Here is a 14641-nt window from a genome sequence, read left to right as displayed (position 1 = left end):
CCGGCGCGCCCCCGACCCCACCACCGGACAGGTGGCGCTACACCAGCCACCCGACCACCGAAACGGGCCGCCGCAGGCATCAGGGGCGCGGGGAACTGCGCGAGAACCCCCCACCGGCCCGCAGGTGGAAACGATGGCCCCGCCAGACGAAAGGGGCGCGGGGAACTGCGCGCCAAGCCCCCACCGGCCCGCAGGTGAAAGCGATGGCCCCGCCAAACGAAGGGGCGCGGGGAACTGCGCGAACGCCCCCACCGGCCCGCAGGTGAAAACGATGGCTCCGCCACATCAAGGGGCGCGGGGAACTGCGCGCCAAGCCCCCACCGGCCCGCGGTGAACAGCGAAACCTCACGCGCCCCAATAGGGGCGCGGGGAACTGCGCACAAGCGGCGTCACCGGCACCCCGGTGGCAAGGCGGGCGCGGGGAACTGCGCGCAAGCGGCGTCACCGGCACCCCGGTGGCAAGGCGGGCGCGGGGAACCGCGCGCAAAGGGCGTCACCCGCGCCGTCGGGCTACGCGTCGCCCCCCGCCACCCCAGGGTCGGCCGCTGTCACGTCGAGCAACCGGTACCGGTCCACCGCCTGCTTCAGCACCCCGCGGTCCACCTTGCCGTCCCGCGCCAGCTCCGTCAGCACGGCCACGACGATCGACTCGGCGTCGATGTGGAAGAACCTCCGCGCCGCCCCCCGCGTGTCCGCGAACCCGAACCCGTCCGCGCCCAGCGACTGCCACCGCCCCGGCACCCACCGGGCGATCTGGTCCGGCACGGCCCGCATCCAGTCGGACACCGCCACGAACGGCCCCTGCGCCCCCGACAGCTTCCGCGTCACGTACGGCACGCGCGGTTCCTCGTCGGGGTGGAGCAGATTGTGCTCCTCCGCCGCGACCGCGTCCCGCCGCAGCTCGTTCCAGGACGTCGCCGACCAGACGCCGGCCCGCACGTTCCACTCCTCGGCGAGGATCCGCTGCGCCTCCAGCGCCCACGGCACGGCGACGCCCGACGCGAGGATCTGCGCGGGGATCTCGCCCGCCGAGCCCTCGGACAGCCGGTGGACGCCCTTGACGATGCCCTCGACGTCCACGTCCTCCGGTTCCGCCGGGTGCTGGATCGGCTCGTTGTAGACCGTGAGGTAGTAGAAGACGTCCTCGCCGTGCGGGTGTTCCGGACTCGCGCCGTACATGCGGCGCAGGCCGTCCTGCACGATGTACGCGATCTCGTAGCCGTACGCCGGGTCGTACGCCACGCACGCCGGGTTCGTCGACGCCAGCAGCTGCGAATGCCCGTCGGCGTGCTGCAACCCCTCGCCGGTCAGAGTCGTACGGCCGGCGGTCGCGCCGAGGACGAAACCGCGCGCCAGCTGGTCCGCCATCTGCCAGAACTGGTCGCCGGTGCGCTGGAAACCGAACATCGAGTAGAAGACGTACACCGGGATCAGCGGCTCCCCGTGCGTCGCGTAGGCGGAGCCCGCCGCGATCAGGGACGCCGTGCAGCCCGCCTCGGAGATGCCGTCGTGCAGCATCTGGCCCGTCGGCGACTCCTTGTACGCCAGCAGCAGCTTGCGGTCCACGGACTCGTACTGCTGCCCCAGCGGGTTGTAGATCTTCGCGCTCGGGAAGAACGAGTCCATGCCGAAGGTGCGGTACTCGTCCGGCGCGATCAGCACGAACCGCCGGCCCAGCTCCTTGTCCCGCATCAGGTCCTTCAGCAGGCGCACGAACGCCATCGTCGTGGCGATCGACTGCTGACCGGAGCCCTTCTTCACCGTCGCGTACGCCTTGTCGTCCGGCAGCGGCAGCGGCTCGGAGCGCACCACGCGCGTGGGGACGTAACCGCCGAGGCTCCTGCGGCGGTCGTGCATGTACTGGATCTCCTCGGAGTCCCGCCCCGGGTGGTAGTACGGCGGCAGGCCGCCCTCCAGTTCCTTGTCGGAGATCGGCAGATGCAACCGGTCCCGGAAGTGCTTCAGGTCGTCGACCGTCAGCTTCTTCATCTGGTGCGTGGCGTTGCGGCCCTCGAAGTTCGGGCCGAGCGTCCAGCCCTTGATGGTCTTGGCGAGGATGACCGTCGGCTGCCCCTTGTGCTCCACCGCCGCCTTGAACGCCGCGTAGATCTTGCGGTGGTCGTGCCCGCCGCGCCCGAGGTGGAGGATCTGGTCGTCGGTCATGTTCTCGACCATGGCGCGCAGCCGGTGGTCACCGCCGAAGAAGTGCTCGCGGATGTACGCGCCGGACTCGGTGGCGTACGTCTGGAACTGGCCGTCCGGCGTCGTGTTCATCTTGTTGACGAGGATGCCGTCGCGGTCCTGTGCGAGCAGCGGGTCCCAGGAGCGGTCCCAGATCAGCTTGATCACGTTCCATCCGGCGCCCCGGAAGATCGACTCCAGCTCCTGGATGATCTTGCCGTTGCCGCGGACCGGGCCGTCCAGCCGCTGAAGGTTGCAGTTGACGACGAAGGTCAGATTGTCCAGGCCCTCGCGCGCGGCGATGCTCAGCTGGCCCAGCGACTCCGGCTCGTCCATCTCGCCGTCGCCGAGGAACGCCCACACGTGGGAGCGGGAGGTGTCGGCGATCCCGCGCGCGTGCATGTAGCGGTTCATCCGCGCCTGGTAGATCGCCGCGATCGGGCCGAGGCCCATCGACACCGTCGGGAACTCCCAGAAGTCCGGCATCGAGCGCGGATGCGGGTACGACGACAGGGCGTACGGCGCCTTCGACTTCTCCTGCCGGAAGCCGTCCAGATGCTGCTCGGACAGCCGGTCGAGCAGGTACGCGCGCGCGTAGATGCCCGGGGAGGCGTGCCCCTGGAAGAACACCTGGTCGCCGCCGTCGCCCTCGTCCTTGCCGCGGAAGAAGTGGTTGAAGCCCACGTCGTACAGCGAGGCGGACGAGGCGAACGTCGCGATGTGGCCGCCGACGCCGATCCCGGGCCGCTGGGCGCGCGAGACCATCACCGCCGCGTTCCACCGGGTCGCGTTGAGGATCTTCCGTTCGATCTCCTCGTTGCCCGGGAAGAACGGCTCGTCCTTGGTGGCGATCGTGTTGACGTAGTCCGTGCTGCGCATCTCCGGCACGGCCACGCGCTTCTCACGGGCACGCTCGATCAGCCGCAGCATCAGATAGCGCGCCCGCTCCCGGCCGCGCTCGTCGATGGCGGCGTCGAGCGAATCGAGCCACTCCTCGGTTTCCTCGGGGTCGAAGTCAGGAACCTGACTCGGAAGGCCGCCAATGATGATCGGGGTGCGATCTGAACCGGAAGCCACGCTGTTCCTTACCTGTCGGAGGGCGGATGTGCAGGGCGGCCGTCATGTGTACGGAGCGGATGGCCGCTGCTCCCCATCGTGTACCTCGGGGCGGCAAACGTCATCTCTACCGTCAGGTATCCACAGAAGGTTCCCCGCCCCGCAAACCGGGCACAAAGGTGTGGTGTATGTCACTTTGTCCTTGAGCGGTGTCGCTGGAGTTGCGGCGACACGGCCGGGATCGTCACCGTTTCGGCGGTCTGAACGGCCGGGTACTTGCGCGATCCGCCCCGCCCGTGTGGACTACGCCCAATGCTTCGCGCACGCGCGTGGCTGAGAAACTCACCAAGACATGATCAGGAGGCAACCCGTGAGCGCGACCGCGGACCACGCGGAGGAGCGGACGAACCCCGCCGTCAGGCTGGGGTTCCAGCCCGGGCAGGTGGTCCAGGAGATCGGCTACGACGACGACGTCGATCAGGAGCTCCGCGAGGCCATCGAGGAAGCCATCGAGGGCGACCTCATGGACGAGGACTACGACGACGTGGCCGACGCCGTTGTGCTGTGGTTCCGTGACGACGACGGCGACCTCACGGATGCGCTGGTGGATGCCACCACGTACATCGAAGAGGGCGGCGCGATCCTGCTCCTGACGCCGAAGACCGGCCGTACGGGGTACGTGGAGCCGAGCGACATCTCGGAAGCCGCGACGACGGCGGGTCTGACGGCGTCGAAGAGCGTCAGTGTCGGCAAGGACTGGAGCGGCAGCCGCCTGGCGACCCCCAAGGCCGCCAAGGCCAAGCGGTGACCTCGTAGGAGGACATCACCCGGGGCTCCGCCCCGTACCCAGGGGACAGGCCGGCGCGGTCCGGCCCGTCCGCGCACCCGAACGGACGGGTCGGCCAGGTCCGGCCCGTCCGTCAGGGGGCGACGTCCGCTGCGTAGGCTGTTCCCGACCCGAACAGTCCACGAAGGGACGAACCTCCACATGGCCATCCAGGTCGGCGACAAGGCCCCCGATTTCGAACTCAAGGACAACCACGGCGCCACCGTGAAGCTGTCCGACTTCCGCGGCAGCAAGAACGTCGTCCTGCTCTTCTACCCCTTCGCCTTCACCGGCGTGTGCACCGGCGAGCTGTGCGAGGTCCGCGACAACCTGCCGAAGTTCGCCGACCGCGACACGCAGGTCCTCGCCGTCTCCAACGACTCCATCCACACCCTGCGCGTCTTCGCCGAGCAGGAAGGCCTGGAATACCCGCTGCTCAGCGACTTCTGGCCGCACGGCGAGGTCTCCCGCGCCTACGGTGTCTTCGCCGAGGACAAGGGCTGCGCGGTGCGCGGCACCTTCGTCATCGACAAGGAGGGCATCGTGCGCTGGACCGTCGTCAACGCGCTGCCCGACGCCCGTGACCTGAACGAGTACGTCAGGGCGCTCGACACTCTGTGACCGTCCGGTCCCAGGGCCTGCGGCGGGCGGGAACCCGTCACTAGGATCGAGGCGTTGATCCGATGTCACAGCACGACGGGGCTCCCCGCCCCCGGACACAAATGGAGGACTCGTGGGAGTCAGCCTCAGCAAGGGCGGCAACGTATCGCTGACGAAGGAGGCCCCGGGCCTGACCGCGGTCATCGTCGGTCTGGGCTGGGACGTCCGCACCACCACCGGCACCGACTTCGACCTCGACGCCAGCGCCCTGCTGCTCAACAACTCCGGCAAGGTCATCAGCGACCAGCACTTCGTCTTCTTCAACAACCTCAAGAGCCCCGACGGCTCGGTCGAGCACACCGGCGACAACCTCACCGGTGAGGGCGAGGGCGACGACGAGCAGATCAAGATCAATCTTGCCGCCGTCCCCGCCGACGTCGACAAGATCGTCTTCCCGGTCTCGATCTACGACGCCGAGAACCGCCAGCAGTCCTTCGGCCAGGTGCGCAACGCGTTCATCCGCGTCGTCAACCAGGCCGGCGGCGCCGAGATCGCCCGCTACGACCTGAGCGAGGACGCCTCCACCGAGACCGCCATGGTCTTCGGCGAGCTGTACCGCCACGGCGCGGAGTGGAAGTTCCGCGCCATCGGCCAGGGGTACGCCTCGGGCCTGCGAGGCATCGCGCAGGACTTCGGCGTCAACGTCTGATCCGGCCCCCGGGCCGCTCCGTCCGGCGCCGCACGGTTTGCGTGCGGCGCCGGACGCGCAGGACAAGCACAGGAACACCGTCAGCGGGAGGGACAGCAACATGGGCGTCACACTCGCCAAGGGAGGCAATGTCTCCCTGTCCAAGGCCGCGCCGAACCTCACCCAGGTGATGGTCGGCCTCGGCTGGGACGCGCGCTCCACCACAGGGGCGCCTTTCGACCTCGACGCCAGCGCGCTGCTCCTCGGCGGCGACAACCGGGTCCTGGGCGACGAGTGGTTCGTCTTCTACAACCAGCTCAAGAGCCCCGACGGCTCGGTCGAGCACACCGGCGACAACCTCACCGGTGAGGGCGAGGGCGACGACGAGTCCATCCTCGTCGACCTGTCGAAGGTGCCCGAGCGGTGCCAGAAGATCGTCTTCCCGGTCTCCATCCATATGGCCGACGAGCGAGGCCAGACCTTCGGCCAGGTCAGCAATGCCTTCATCCGCGTCGTCAACCAGGCCGACGGGCAGGAACTCGCCCGTTACGACCTGAGCGAGGACGCCTCCACCGAGACCGCCATGATCTTCGGCGAGGTCTACCGCTACCAGGGCGAGTGGAAGTTCCGCGCCGTCGGACAGGGGTACGCGTCCGGGCTGAGGGGAATCGCCCTCGATTTCGGCGTGAACGTCTCGTAGCGGTCAACATCCCGTAGCGCTTTATGAGCGATACCCCGGGGCCCGCCGGGGTGCGAAGGGCGTCCGGCTAGACTCCGCCTTCAAAAGTTCGTAAAGCCAAGTGCGGCGACGGGGGAGACCCGTACTTACACGATTGGGTAGCCAGTGCTTCTGAAAACCTTCGGCTGGTCGTTCGCGGTCACCGCGCTCGGCCTGGTCGCAGCGGTCTTCTACGGGGGGTGGGAAGCCTTCGGCATCGTGGCGATCCTCTCCGTCCTCGAGATCTCGCTGTCGTTCGACAACGCGGTGGTCAACGCCGGAATCCTGAAGAAGATGAACGCCTTCTGGCAGAAGATCTTCCTCACGGTCGGTGTCCTCATCGCCGTCTTCGGCATGCGGCTGGTCTTCCCCGTCGTGATCGTCGCGATCAGCGCCAAGATGGGCCCCATCGAGGCCGTCGACCTCGCGCTGAACAACAAGGACCGCTACCAGGAGCTGGTCACCGACGCCCACCCGGCGATCGCCGCCTTCGGCGGCATGTTCCTGCTGATGATCTTCCTCGACTTCATCTTCGAGGACCGGGACATCCAGTGGCTGCGCTGGATCGAGCGACCCCTGGCCAAGCTCGGCAAGGTCGACATGCTGTCGGTCTGCATCTCGCTGATCGTCCTGCTCATCACCTCCTTCACCTTTGCCACCCAGGCCCACCAGCACGGCGGCGCCCATGTCGACAAGGCGCAGACCGTCCTGATCGCCGGCATCGCCGGCCTGATCACCTACATGGTCGTCGGCGGCCTCTCCGGCTACTTCGAGGACAAACTGGAGGAAGAGGAGGAACGCGAGCACGAGGAGGAGGAAGAAGCCGAACGCACCGGCAGACCCCGCTCAGCGGTCAAACTGGCCGGCCAGGCCGCGTTCTTCATGTTCCTCTACCTGGAAGTCCTCGACGCCTCGTTCTCCTTCGACGGTGTCATCGGCGCCTTCGCCATCACCAACGACATCGTGCTGATGGCCCTCGGCCTCGGCATCGGCGCCATGTACGTGCGGTCCCTCACCGTCTACCTGGTCCGTCAGGGCACCCTCGACGAGTACGTGTACCTGGAGCACGGCGCCCACTACGCCATCGGCGCCCTCGCCGTCCTGCTCCTCGTCACCATCCAGTACGAGATCAACGAAGTGATCACCGGCCTCATCGGCGTCATCCTCATCGCCTGGTCCTTCTGGTCCTCCGTCCGCCGCAACCGCGCCCTCGCCGCCGAGGAAGGCGCGCCCGGCAGCGGCGAGAAGGCCGAGGTCTCCTCCGGGGTGTGACCGGCACCCCCGGCAGGGAACGCTTTGTGGCGGGGCGGCCACGGCAAGGACGCACGTCCTCGGCCGTGACCGCCCCGCCGGTCGTTCACCGGCGATGCACCGACAACACGATCCTGGGGGCGGGAATGGGCATCTTCGACGGGCTGCGCGGCGGACGCGCCGCCCAGTTCGACTCCGGCAGCGCGGCCAGCAATGCCATCGAGCTGACCTCACGGCACCGGCAGGTCTCCCTGACGAAACAGGGCGCCGCCACCGGCCATCTGCGCATCAACCTCGCCTGGCGCATGCGGACCTCCGACATAGGCGGCAGCCCCCGCGAGAGCCTGCTGCGCCACCCCCTGAAGGCGCTCAAGCCGCCGGAGGTCGTCGGGCACAGCCAGAGCATGGTCAACGTCGACCTCGACCTGGGCTGCCTGTACGAACTGGCCGACGGCACCAAAGGCGTCGTCCAGCCCCTCGGCGGCCTCCTCGGTGACGTCAACTCACCGCCGTACGTCAAACTCAGCGGGGACGACCGGTTCGGCTCGGCGTCCGGCGAGACGATGTACATCAACCTCGACCACCGCGACAAGATCAAACGGCTGCTGGTCTTCGTCTACATCTACGACCAGACCCCCGCCTTCGACCGCACCCACGCCGTCGTCACGCTCTACCCCAGCAACGGCCCCCGCATCGAGATCGGCCTGGACGAACGCCACCCCCAGGCCCGCTCGTGCGCCGTCGTCCTCATCGAGAACGTCAAGGACGAACTGCTCGTCCGTCGCGAGGTGAAGTTCGTCTACGGCTTCCAGGCCGAACTGGACCGCCTCTACGGTTGGGGCCTGCAATGGGGCCGCGGCTACAAGAACCAGCCCGCCGGCACCTGACCCCGCCCGCACACCCGCGGGCAGCCCGCAGGCACCCGGCCCCGCCCCGGCGCCCGAACCGTCAGCGCCCCAGGAACTGCGGCCCCTGCGGCGGCAGCCGGAACTCACCGTCCGCACCGGCCGCCGCGGGCGGGAAACCGTACCCCCCGGCCGCCGCCGGCCGCGCCGGGGCGTACCCGGCACCGTCCGGCTGCGGATACCCGTACCCGGGCTGCGCCGGCGCCGTCGCCGCCGAATTCGCCGCCTGCGGCGGAGCCGACGCCGCGGCCGTCGCCGCGGGCTGCGGATACCCGTACCCGGGCTGCCCCGGCACCGGGCCCGGCTGCGCCGGGGACGCCGCGGGCAGCGGGCCGGGCGCCACAGCGGGCGGCTGCTCCGGCGGCAGCGGCTGCGAGGGCTCCGGCAGCGGCTGCGACGCCGACTCGGGCCGCGCCGGGTCCGCCGCCGACGGACCGTCCTCCGCCTCCGGCTCCTCCACCGAGATACCGAAGTCCGTGGCCAGACCCTTCAGACCGTTCGAATAGCCCTCGCCCAGCGCCCGGAACTTCCAGCCCTCCCCGCGCCGGTACAGCTCACCGCAGATCAGCGCCGTCTCCTGCCCCGTCTCCGGGGTGATGTCGAAATACGCCAGCGGCTCCCCGCCGGCGACCGCCGCGTCGTACAGCGAGATACGCAGATCACGCACCCGGTCGAACGTCACCCCGTCCGCCGACGCGACCAGCAGGATCTGCCCGACCTCCGGCTCCACACCCGCCAGATCCGTCTGGATCGTGTCGGTCAGCCCCTCCGCGACCTGCTTCTTGCCCAGCCGCCACACCTTCCCCGACGGATGCCGCGGCTGGTTGTAGAAGACGAAGTCCTCGTCCGAGCGCACACGGCCCTGCGGGCCGAGCAGCAGCGCCGAAGCGTCCACATCCGGCACACCCTGACCCGGAGACCAGCGCAGCACGGCACGCACCGTGGCCGCCTCCAGCGGGATGTTCGACCCCTTCAGCATCGCGTGCGTCATGCCGTCATCCTGCCTGCTCGGTCCTGGTCACGACAACGCGGGGTGTGTCGCGCCCGTACCGCGCACCCCGCTCGTACCGCGCACCGTTACCGGAAATTCACGCCCATCGGGAACCCCCGACCCTGGGGCATACGTACTATTACCGGCCACCTGTTTGCACATCATCGGCCAGTCCACCAGGCCCGGCCCACACCCACGGGGGAGTTCCATGCGTCATTTCGGGCACATAGCCCCGGAGGTGCGCCGACGCCTCTTCCACCAGGAACCCTGCACCTTCACCCCCGACTCGCCCGCCCGGCTGCTCTCCGCGGCCCTCGGCGCCACCCTCTACAGCCCCGCCACCCGGCCCCGCCTCGCCGACGACATCGTCAAACAGGCCGCCGGCGGAGTGGTCTCCATGGTGCTGTGCCTGGAGGACTCCATCGGCGACGAGGACGTCCCCGAGGGCGAGGAGAACCTGGTCCGCCAGCTCACCGACCTCGCGGGCCGCACCGGCACCGAACTGCCGCTGCTGTTCGTCCGCGTCCGCACCCCCGAGCAGATCCCCGACCTCGTCCGCCGCTTCGGCCCCGCCGTACGCCTGCTGTCCGGGTTCGTCCTGCCGAAGTTCACCGAGGAACGCGGCATGCCCTTCCTGGAGGCCCTCGCCGACGCCGAGACCGCGTGCGGCCACCGCCTGTTCGCCATGCCGGTCCTGGAATCCCCCGAGCTGCTCTACCGCGAATCCCGCGTGGAGACCCTGGAGGGCATCTTCCGCGCCGTCGACAAATACCGCGACCGCGTCCTCGCCCTCCGCCTCGGCGTCACCGACTTCTGCTCCTCCTACGGGCTGCGCCGCGCCCCCGACATGACGGCCTACGACGTCCAGATCGTCGCCTCCGTCATCGCCGACGTCGTCAACATGCTCGGCCGCGCCGACGGCACCGGCTTCACCGTGACCGGCCCCGTCTGGGAGTACTTCCGCGTACCCGAACGCCTCTTCAAGCCCATGCTGCGCACCAGCCCCTTCCTGGAGGGGCAGGCCGTCGAACTCCGCGAGAAACTGATCGAGCATGCCATGGACGGCCTGCTGCGGGAGATCTCCCTCGACCACGCCAACGGCCTGCTCGGCAAGACCTGCATCCACCCCTCGCACGTCCCGGCCGTGCACGCGCTGTCCGTCGTCAGCCACGAGGAGTACAGCGACGCCGCCGACATCCTGCGCCCCGAACGCGACGGCGGCGGAGTCCTCAGATCGCAGTACACGAACAAGATGAACGAGGTGAAGCCGCACCGCGCCTGGGCGGAGCGGACCATGCTGCGCGCGGAGGTCTTCGGCGTCGCCCACGAGGACGTCAGCTTCGTGGACCTGCTCGCCGCCGGCATCCCCGGCTGACCCCCCACCCACCCCTAGGGACTCATGAACAAGGCAGTGAACAACGGACCCTGGTCCGGCACCTGGGTCGCCCGGAGGCTCGGCGTCGAACTCATGGGCGACGACACCCTGACCGGCCTGCTCGGGCTCGCCCTGCGCCGCAACCCCAAACGGGCCCACCTCCTCGTGTCGAACGTCCTCGGCAAACACGTGCCGCAGTCCCCGACCGTCGTCTACGGCCACGGCTTCGACCTCGGCCGCCGCGTCCGCGACCTCCTCGGCCCCGACGAGACCGCACGCGCCGTCGTCCTCGGCTACGCGGAGACCGCCACCGGACTCGGCCACTGCGTCGCCGACGGCCTCGGCGTCGCCCCCTGCCTGCACTCCACCCGCCGCCCCCTCCCCGGCGTCACCCCGGCCGGCGGCTTCGAGGAGTCCCACTCCCACGCCACCTCCCATCTGCTGCTGCCCGAGGACCCCGCCCTCCTCGCCGGCGACGGGCCGCTCGTCCTCGTCGACGACGAGTTCTCCACCGGCAACACCGTCCTCAACACCATCCGCGACCTGCACGCCCGCCACCCCCGCACCCGGTACGTCGTCGTCGCCCTCGTCGACATGCGCTCCGCCGCCGACACCGGCCGCCTCGACGCCTTCGCCCGCGAGATCGGCGCCCGCATCGACCTCGTCACCACCGCGTCCGGGGCCGTACACCTCCCGGACGGCGTCCTGGAGAAAGGGCAGGCGCTCGTCGCCCGGCACGAACAGGACACCCCGGCCGGGCCCGCCCCCGCCGCACGGCCCGGCCGTATCACCCGCGTCGACCTCGGCTGGCCCGACGGCCTCCCCGACGGCGGCCGGCACGGCTTCACCCCCGCCCACCGCGCCCGCCTGGAGGCGGCCCTGCCCGCCATGGCCGCCTGCCTCGCCGACGCCCTCCCCGCCGGCGCCCGCCGCGTCCACGTCCTCGGCTTCGAGGAACTCATGTACGCCCCGCTGCGCCTCGCCCGCGCCCTGGAGGAGACCGCCGACGGCATGGAGGTCCGCTTCTCCACCACCACCCGCTCACCCGTCCTCGCCGTCGACGACCCCGGCTACGCCATCCGCACCCGCCTGGTCTTCCCCGCCCACGACGACCCCGCCGACGGCCCCGGCGAGCGCTACGCCTACAACATCACCGGCGCCGGCTTCGACGCCGTGGCCGTCGTCGTCGACTCCGCCGCCGACACACCCGCGCTGCACGCCCCGGACGGCCTCCTCGCCCGCCTCGCCGAGCACATACCGCACGTCGTCCTCACGGTCGTGCCCTCGTACGTCCCGGCGGCAACCACCCGCCGACACAGGACCACGACCGGGGCGGCCACCCCGGCGCCCGCCGTCGGCCCGCAGGCGACCGTGACCGAGGCGACCGCCGCCCCCGAGACCACCGCCCCCGCGACCGCGCACCACCCCGAAAGGCCCGTCATGCTGCCCGAGCCCCTCCGCGGCCCCGCCTTCTCCAGTTACGCGCCCGACGAGGTCGGCTGGCTGCTCCAGGACCTCTCGGACATCACCCTGGAGGCGCCCACCGAGGAACGCGAGGAGGCCATCCAGAGCGGCGGCGCCCACTACGCCGAGTCCCTGCCCGTCGAGTACCAGCCCACCGAGCAGTACCAGCAGCTCTTCCACACCGCGCTGCACGAGTCCGCGGCCCGCCTCGCGCAGGCCGTCGGCGTCGTCACCGAGACCGTCCTCGCCGAGCGCTCACCCCGCCCCGTCCTGGTGTCCCTGGCCCGCGCCGGCACCCCGATCGGCGTCCTCATGCGCCGTTGGGCGCAGCACCGCCACGGCCTCGACCTGCCGCACTACGCCGTCTCCATCGTCCGCGGACGCGGCATCGACGCCAACGCCCTGCGCTATCTCGCCGCCCACCACGACCCGGCGGACGTGGTGTTCGTCGACGGCTGGACCGGCAAGGGTGCCATCACCCGCGAACTCGCCGACGCCCTCGCCGAGTTCGAGGCCTCCGACGGCATCACCGGCTTCGACCCGGAGATCGCCGTCCTCGCCGACCCCGGCTCCTGCGTCCGCACCTACGGCACCCGCGAGGACTTCCTCATCCCCTCCGCGTGCCTCAACTCCACCGTCTCCGGCCTGATATCGCGCACCGTGCTCCGCGCCGACCTGGTCGGACCGCACGACTACCACGGCGCCAAGTTCTACCGCGAACTCGCCGGCGCCGATGTGTCGGTGGCGTTCCTCGACGCCGTCTCCGCCCGCTTCGGCGACGTCGACGACACCGTCGACCTCGCCGTCAAGGAACTCCGCTCCGGCGACCGCACCCCCACCTGGGCGGGCTGGGCCGCCGTCGAACGCATCAGCGAGGAGTACGGCATCCACGACGTGAACCTGGTCAAGCCCGGCGTCGGCGAGACCACGCGGGTGCTGCTGCGCCGCGTACCCTGGAAGATCCTCGCCCGCGCCGGCGCGGGCGCCGACCTCGCCCATGTCCGCCTGCTCGCCGAGCAGCGCGGCGTACCCGTCGAGGAGGTCCCCGACCTGCCGTACACCTGTGTGGGACTCATCCACCCCAAGTACACGCGCGGTGCCACCGGCGCCGACGGCAAGGCGGTGACCCTCTGATGCCGGTGCTGGTGGCGAGCGATCTCGACCGGACGCTGATCTACTCCTCGGCCGCCCTGGCCCTGACCATGCCGGACGCCCGCGCGCCCCGCCTGCTCTGCGTCGAGGTGCACGAGAGCAAGCCGCTGTCCTACATGACGGAGACCGCGGCGCAGCTCCTCACCGACCTCGCGGACACGGCGGTGTTCGTGCCGACGACGACCCGCACCCGTAAGCAGTACCTGCGCATCAACCTTCCGGGCCCGGCACCGACGTACGCGATCTGCGCCAACGGCGGCCACCTCCTCGTCGACGGCGTCTCCGACCGCGACTGGCACGGCGCCGTCACCGCCCGTCTCGCCGACGAGTGCGCGCCGCTCGCCGAGGTGCAGGACCATCTGCGGCGCACCGCCGACCCCGTGTGGGTGCGCAAGCAGCGCGACGCGGAGGACCTGTTCGCGTACCTCGTCGTCGAACGGGACCTGCTGCCCGAGGAGTGGGTGAAGGAGCTGGCCGCCTGGGCGGAGGCACGCGGCTGGACGGTGTCCGTGCAGGGCCGCAAGATCTACGCCGTCCCGAAGCCGCTGACCAAGAGCGCGGCCGTCCGCGAGGTCGCCCGCCGCACGGGTGCCGACCTCACGCTCGCCGCCGGGGACTCCCTCCTCGACGCCGACCTGCTGCTGGCCGCGGACCGGGGCTGGCGCCCCGGCCACGGCGAACTCGCCGACGTGGCCTGGTCGGCGCCGCGGATCAGCGCCCTGCCCGAGCGGGGCGTGCTGGCGGGGGAGCGGATCCTGCGGGAGTTCTTGAAGGCGACGCGCACACCGGGCTGACGCGGCGGGGCGCACGGCGGCGTGGTGCCGGTGGGGGTACGGCGTGGTGCCGTACCCGGCTGCCGTCAGCCGCAGCAGCCGCCACCGCAGCAGCCGCCGCCCGCCCTGGGGGCTGCGGCGGGGGCGGACGCGGTGCCGCCCACGGCCACGGTCGACAGCAGCTTCACCGTGTCGTCGTGCCCGGCGGGGCACTCCGCGGGGGCGGACGACTCCGCCATGGGCCGGTTCAGTTCGAACGTGTCGCCGCAGGTGCGGCAGCGGTACTCATAGCGAGGCATGTGCCCAGATTAGACGAGCGCCCCTGACCGGAACCCCGCCGGAAGAGCGACGCAGGCGCCGGTGGCCGAGGTCGAGCCGACGGGCGGCCTCTGTGACCGGGAGGCGTCGTGAGGCCGATGGTGGCCGATGTCGTGGCCGGCGGGTGGTCCCTGACCGGGAGGCGTCATCGAGGGCGCCGTGGGGCATAAGGACGCGGCATCGAGCTGCGGGCCCCCCGGGCCTCCCCGGCCCCGTCCGGAAGCGAGACCCTCCACCGGCGACCCCCGACCGACGGCACGGGACCGCCGGCCCGGACCGACCGGCGCGGGCCGGAGCCGTCCGCCGCGCTCAGTGCGCCCGAGCCTCGCCCGCCACCCCTCCG

At 70.7% G+C, this 14641-nt stretch carries 12 protein-coding genes; 9 read left to right on the top strand and 3 right to left on the bottom strand.

Annotated features, from left to right (window positions below):
- Positions 1 to 510 precede the first annotated feature (510 nt).
- On the bottom strand, positions 511 to 3258 hold the full coding sequence (gene aceE / locus MTQ10_RS18475) for a pyruvate dehydrogenase (acetyl-transferring), homodimeric type (protein ID WP_247469491.1): 2748 nt from the start codon (positions 3256 to 3258) through the stop codon (positions 511 to 513).
- A 349-nt stretch (positions 3259 to 3607) separates the two neighbouring features.
- On the opposite strand from aceE, the gene MTQ10_RS18470 reads away from it, so the two are divergent.
- The 6 genes from MTQ10_RS18470 (at position 3608) to MTQ10_RS18445 (ending at position 8207) form a co-directional block, all read left to right on the top strand.
- Positions 3608 to 4045, top strand: a complete 438-nt coding sequence (locus MTQ10_RS18470; RefSeq protein ID WP_247469490.1) for a DUF3052 domain-containing protein — start codon at positions 3608 to 3610, stop codon at positions 4043 to 4045.
- A gap of 180 nt (positions 4046 to 4225) precedes the next feature.
- Positions 4226 to 4684, top strand: coding sequence for a peroxiredoxin (locus MTQ10_RS18465; protein ID WP_247469489.1), 459 nt, complete (start codon positions 4226 to 4228; stop codon positions 4682 to 4684).
- A gap of 112 nt (positions 4685 to 4796) precedes the next feature.
- Entirely contained in the window at positions 4797 to 5372 is a 576-nt protein-coding gene (locus tag MTQ10_RS18460; protein ID WP_247469488.1) for a calcium homeostasis/redox stress adaptation protein, read from the top strand.
- A gap of 100 nt (positions 5373 to 5472) precedes the next feature.
- Entirely contained in the window at positions 5473 to 6051 is a 579-nt protein-coding gene (locus MTQ10_RS18455) for a TerD family protein (RefSeq protein WP_247469487.1), read from the top strand.
- A 144-nt stretch (positions 6052 to 6195) separates the two neighbouring features.
- Entirely contained in the window at positions 6196 to 7341 is a 1146-nt protein-coding gene (locus MTQ10_RS18450; protein WP_247469486.1) for a DUF475 domain-containing protein, read from the top strand.
- A gap of 125 nt (positions 7342 to 7466) precedes the next feature.
- The gene (locus MTQ10_RS18445) at positions 7467 to 8207 is read left to right on the top strand and encodes a TerD family protein (protein ID WP_247469485.1); all 741 of its coding nucleotides are present in this window, start codon (positions 7467 to 7469) and stop codon (positions 8205 to 8207) included.
- A 61-nt stretch (positions 8208 to 8268) separates the two neighbouring features.
- Here the strand turns inward: MTQ10_RS18445 and MTQ10_RS18440 are convergent, their stop codons facing one another.
- Complete coding sequence (locus tag MTQ10_RS18440) at positions 8269 to 9216, bottom strand: TerD family protein (protein WP_247469484.1); 948 nt, start codon at positions 9214 to 9216, stop codon at positions 8269 to 8271.
- 208 nt (positions 9217 to 9424) lie between these two features.
- Between MTQ10_RS18440 and MTQ10_RS18435 the strand changes: the two genes are divergently transcribed.
- The 3 genes from MTQ10_RS18435 to MTQ10_RS18425 are packed head-to-tail and all read left to right on the top strand — an operon-like array spanning position 9425 to position 14001.
- On the top strand, positions 9425 to 10591 hold the full coding sequence (locus MTQ10_RS18435; RefSeq protein ID WP_247469483.1) for an HpcH/HpaI aldolase/citrate lyase family protein: 1167 nt from the start codon (positions 9425 to 9427) through the stop codon (positions 10589 to 10591).
- Positions 10592 to 10615: 24 nt separating this feature from the next.
- The gene (locus tag MTQ10_RS18430; RefSeq protein WP_247469482.1) at positions 10616 to 13189 is read left to right on the top strand and encodes a phosphoribosyltransferase; all 2574 of its coding nucleotides are present in this window, start codon (positions 10616 to 10618) and stop codon (positions 13187 to 13189) included.
- A complete protein-coding gene (locus MTQ10_RS18425; RefSeq protein WP_247469481.1) occupies positions 13189 to 14001 on the top strand; it encodes an HAD family hydrolase in 813 nt (270 codons plus the stop codon). The genes MTQ10_RS18430 and MTQ10_RS18425 overlap by 1 nt, the downstream gene beginning before the upstream one ends.
- Positions 14002 to 14066: 65 nt before the next feature.
- On the opposite strand, the gene MTQ10_RS18420 is transcribed toward MTQ10_RS18425, so the two are convergent.
- Positions 14067 to 14279, bottom strand: coding sequence for an FmdB family zinc ribbon protein (locus MTQ10_RS18420; RefSeq protein ID WP_247469480.1), 213 nt, complete (start codon positions 14277 to 14279; stop codon positions 14067 to 14069).
- Between the last annotated feature and the right edge of the window lie 362 nt (positions 14280 to 14641).

Origin of the sequence: Streptomyces sp. XM83C, assembly GCF_023072675.1 — a bacterium.
GTDB classification, from domain to species: domain Bacteria; phylum Actinomycetota; class Actinomycetes; order Streptomycetales; family Streptomycetaceae; genus Streptomyces; species Streptomyces thermocoprophilus.
Note: the sequence above shows the minus strand (reverse complement) of the source record. Positions and strands in the feature narration are given on the sequence as shown.

Coding starts and splice junctions, on each gene's coding strand:
- MTQ10_RS18465 (WP_247469489.1), top strand. CDS start 4,226: ATGGCCATCCAGGTCGGCGACAAGGCCCCCGATTTCGAACTCAAGGAC.
- MTQ10_RS18455 (WP_247469487.1), top strand. CDS start 5,473: ATGGGCGTCACACTCGCCAAGGGAGGCAATGTCTCCCTGTCCAAGGCC.
- MTQ10_RS18445 (WP_247469485.1), top strand. CDS start 7,467: ATGGGCATCTTCGACGGGCTGCGCGGCGGACGCGCCGCCCAGTTCGAC.
- MTQ10_RS18440 (WP_247469484.1), bottom strand. CDS start 9,216: ATGACGCACGCGATGCTGAAGGGGTCGAACATCCCGCTGGAGGCGGCC.
- MTQ10_RS18435 (WP_247469483.1), top strand. CDS start 9,425: ATGCGTCATTTCGGGCACATAGCCCCGGAGGTGCGCCGACGCCTCTTC.
- MTQ10_RS18430 (WP_247469482.1), top strand. CDS start 10,616: ATGAACAAGGCAGTGAACAACGGACCCTGGTCCGGCACCTGGGTCGCC.
- MTQ10_RS18425 (WP_247469481.1), top strand. CDS start 13,189: ATGCCGGTGCTGGTGGCGAGCGATCTCGACCGGACGCTGATCTACTCC.
- MTQ10_RS18420 (WP_247469480.1), bottom strand. CDS start 14,279: ATGCCTCGCTATGAGTACCGCTGCCGCACCTGCGGCGACACGTTCGAA.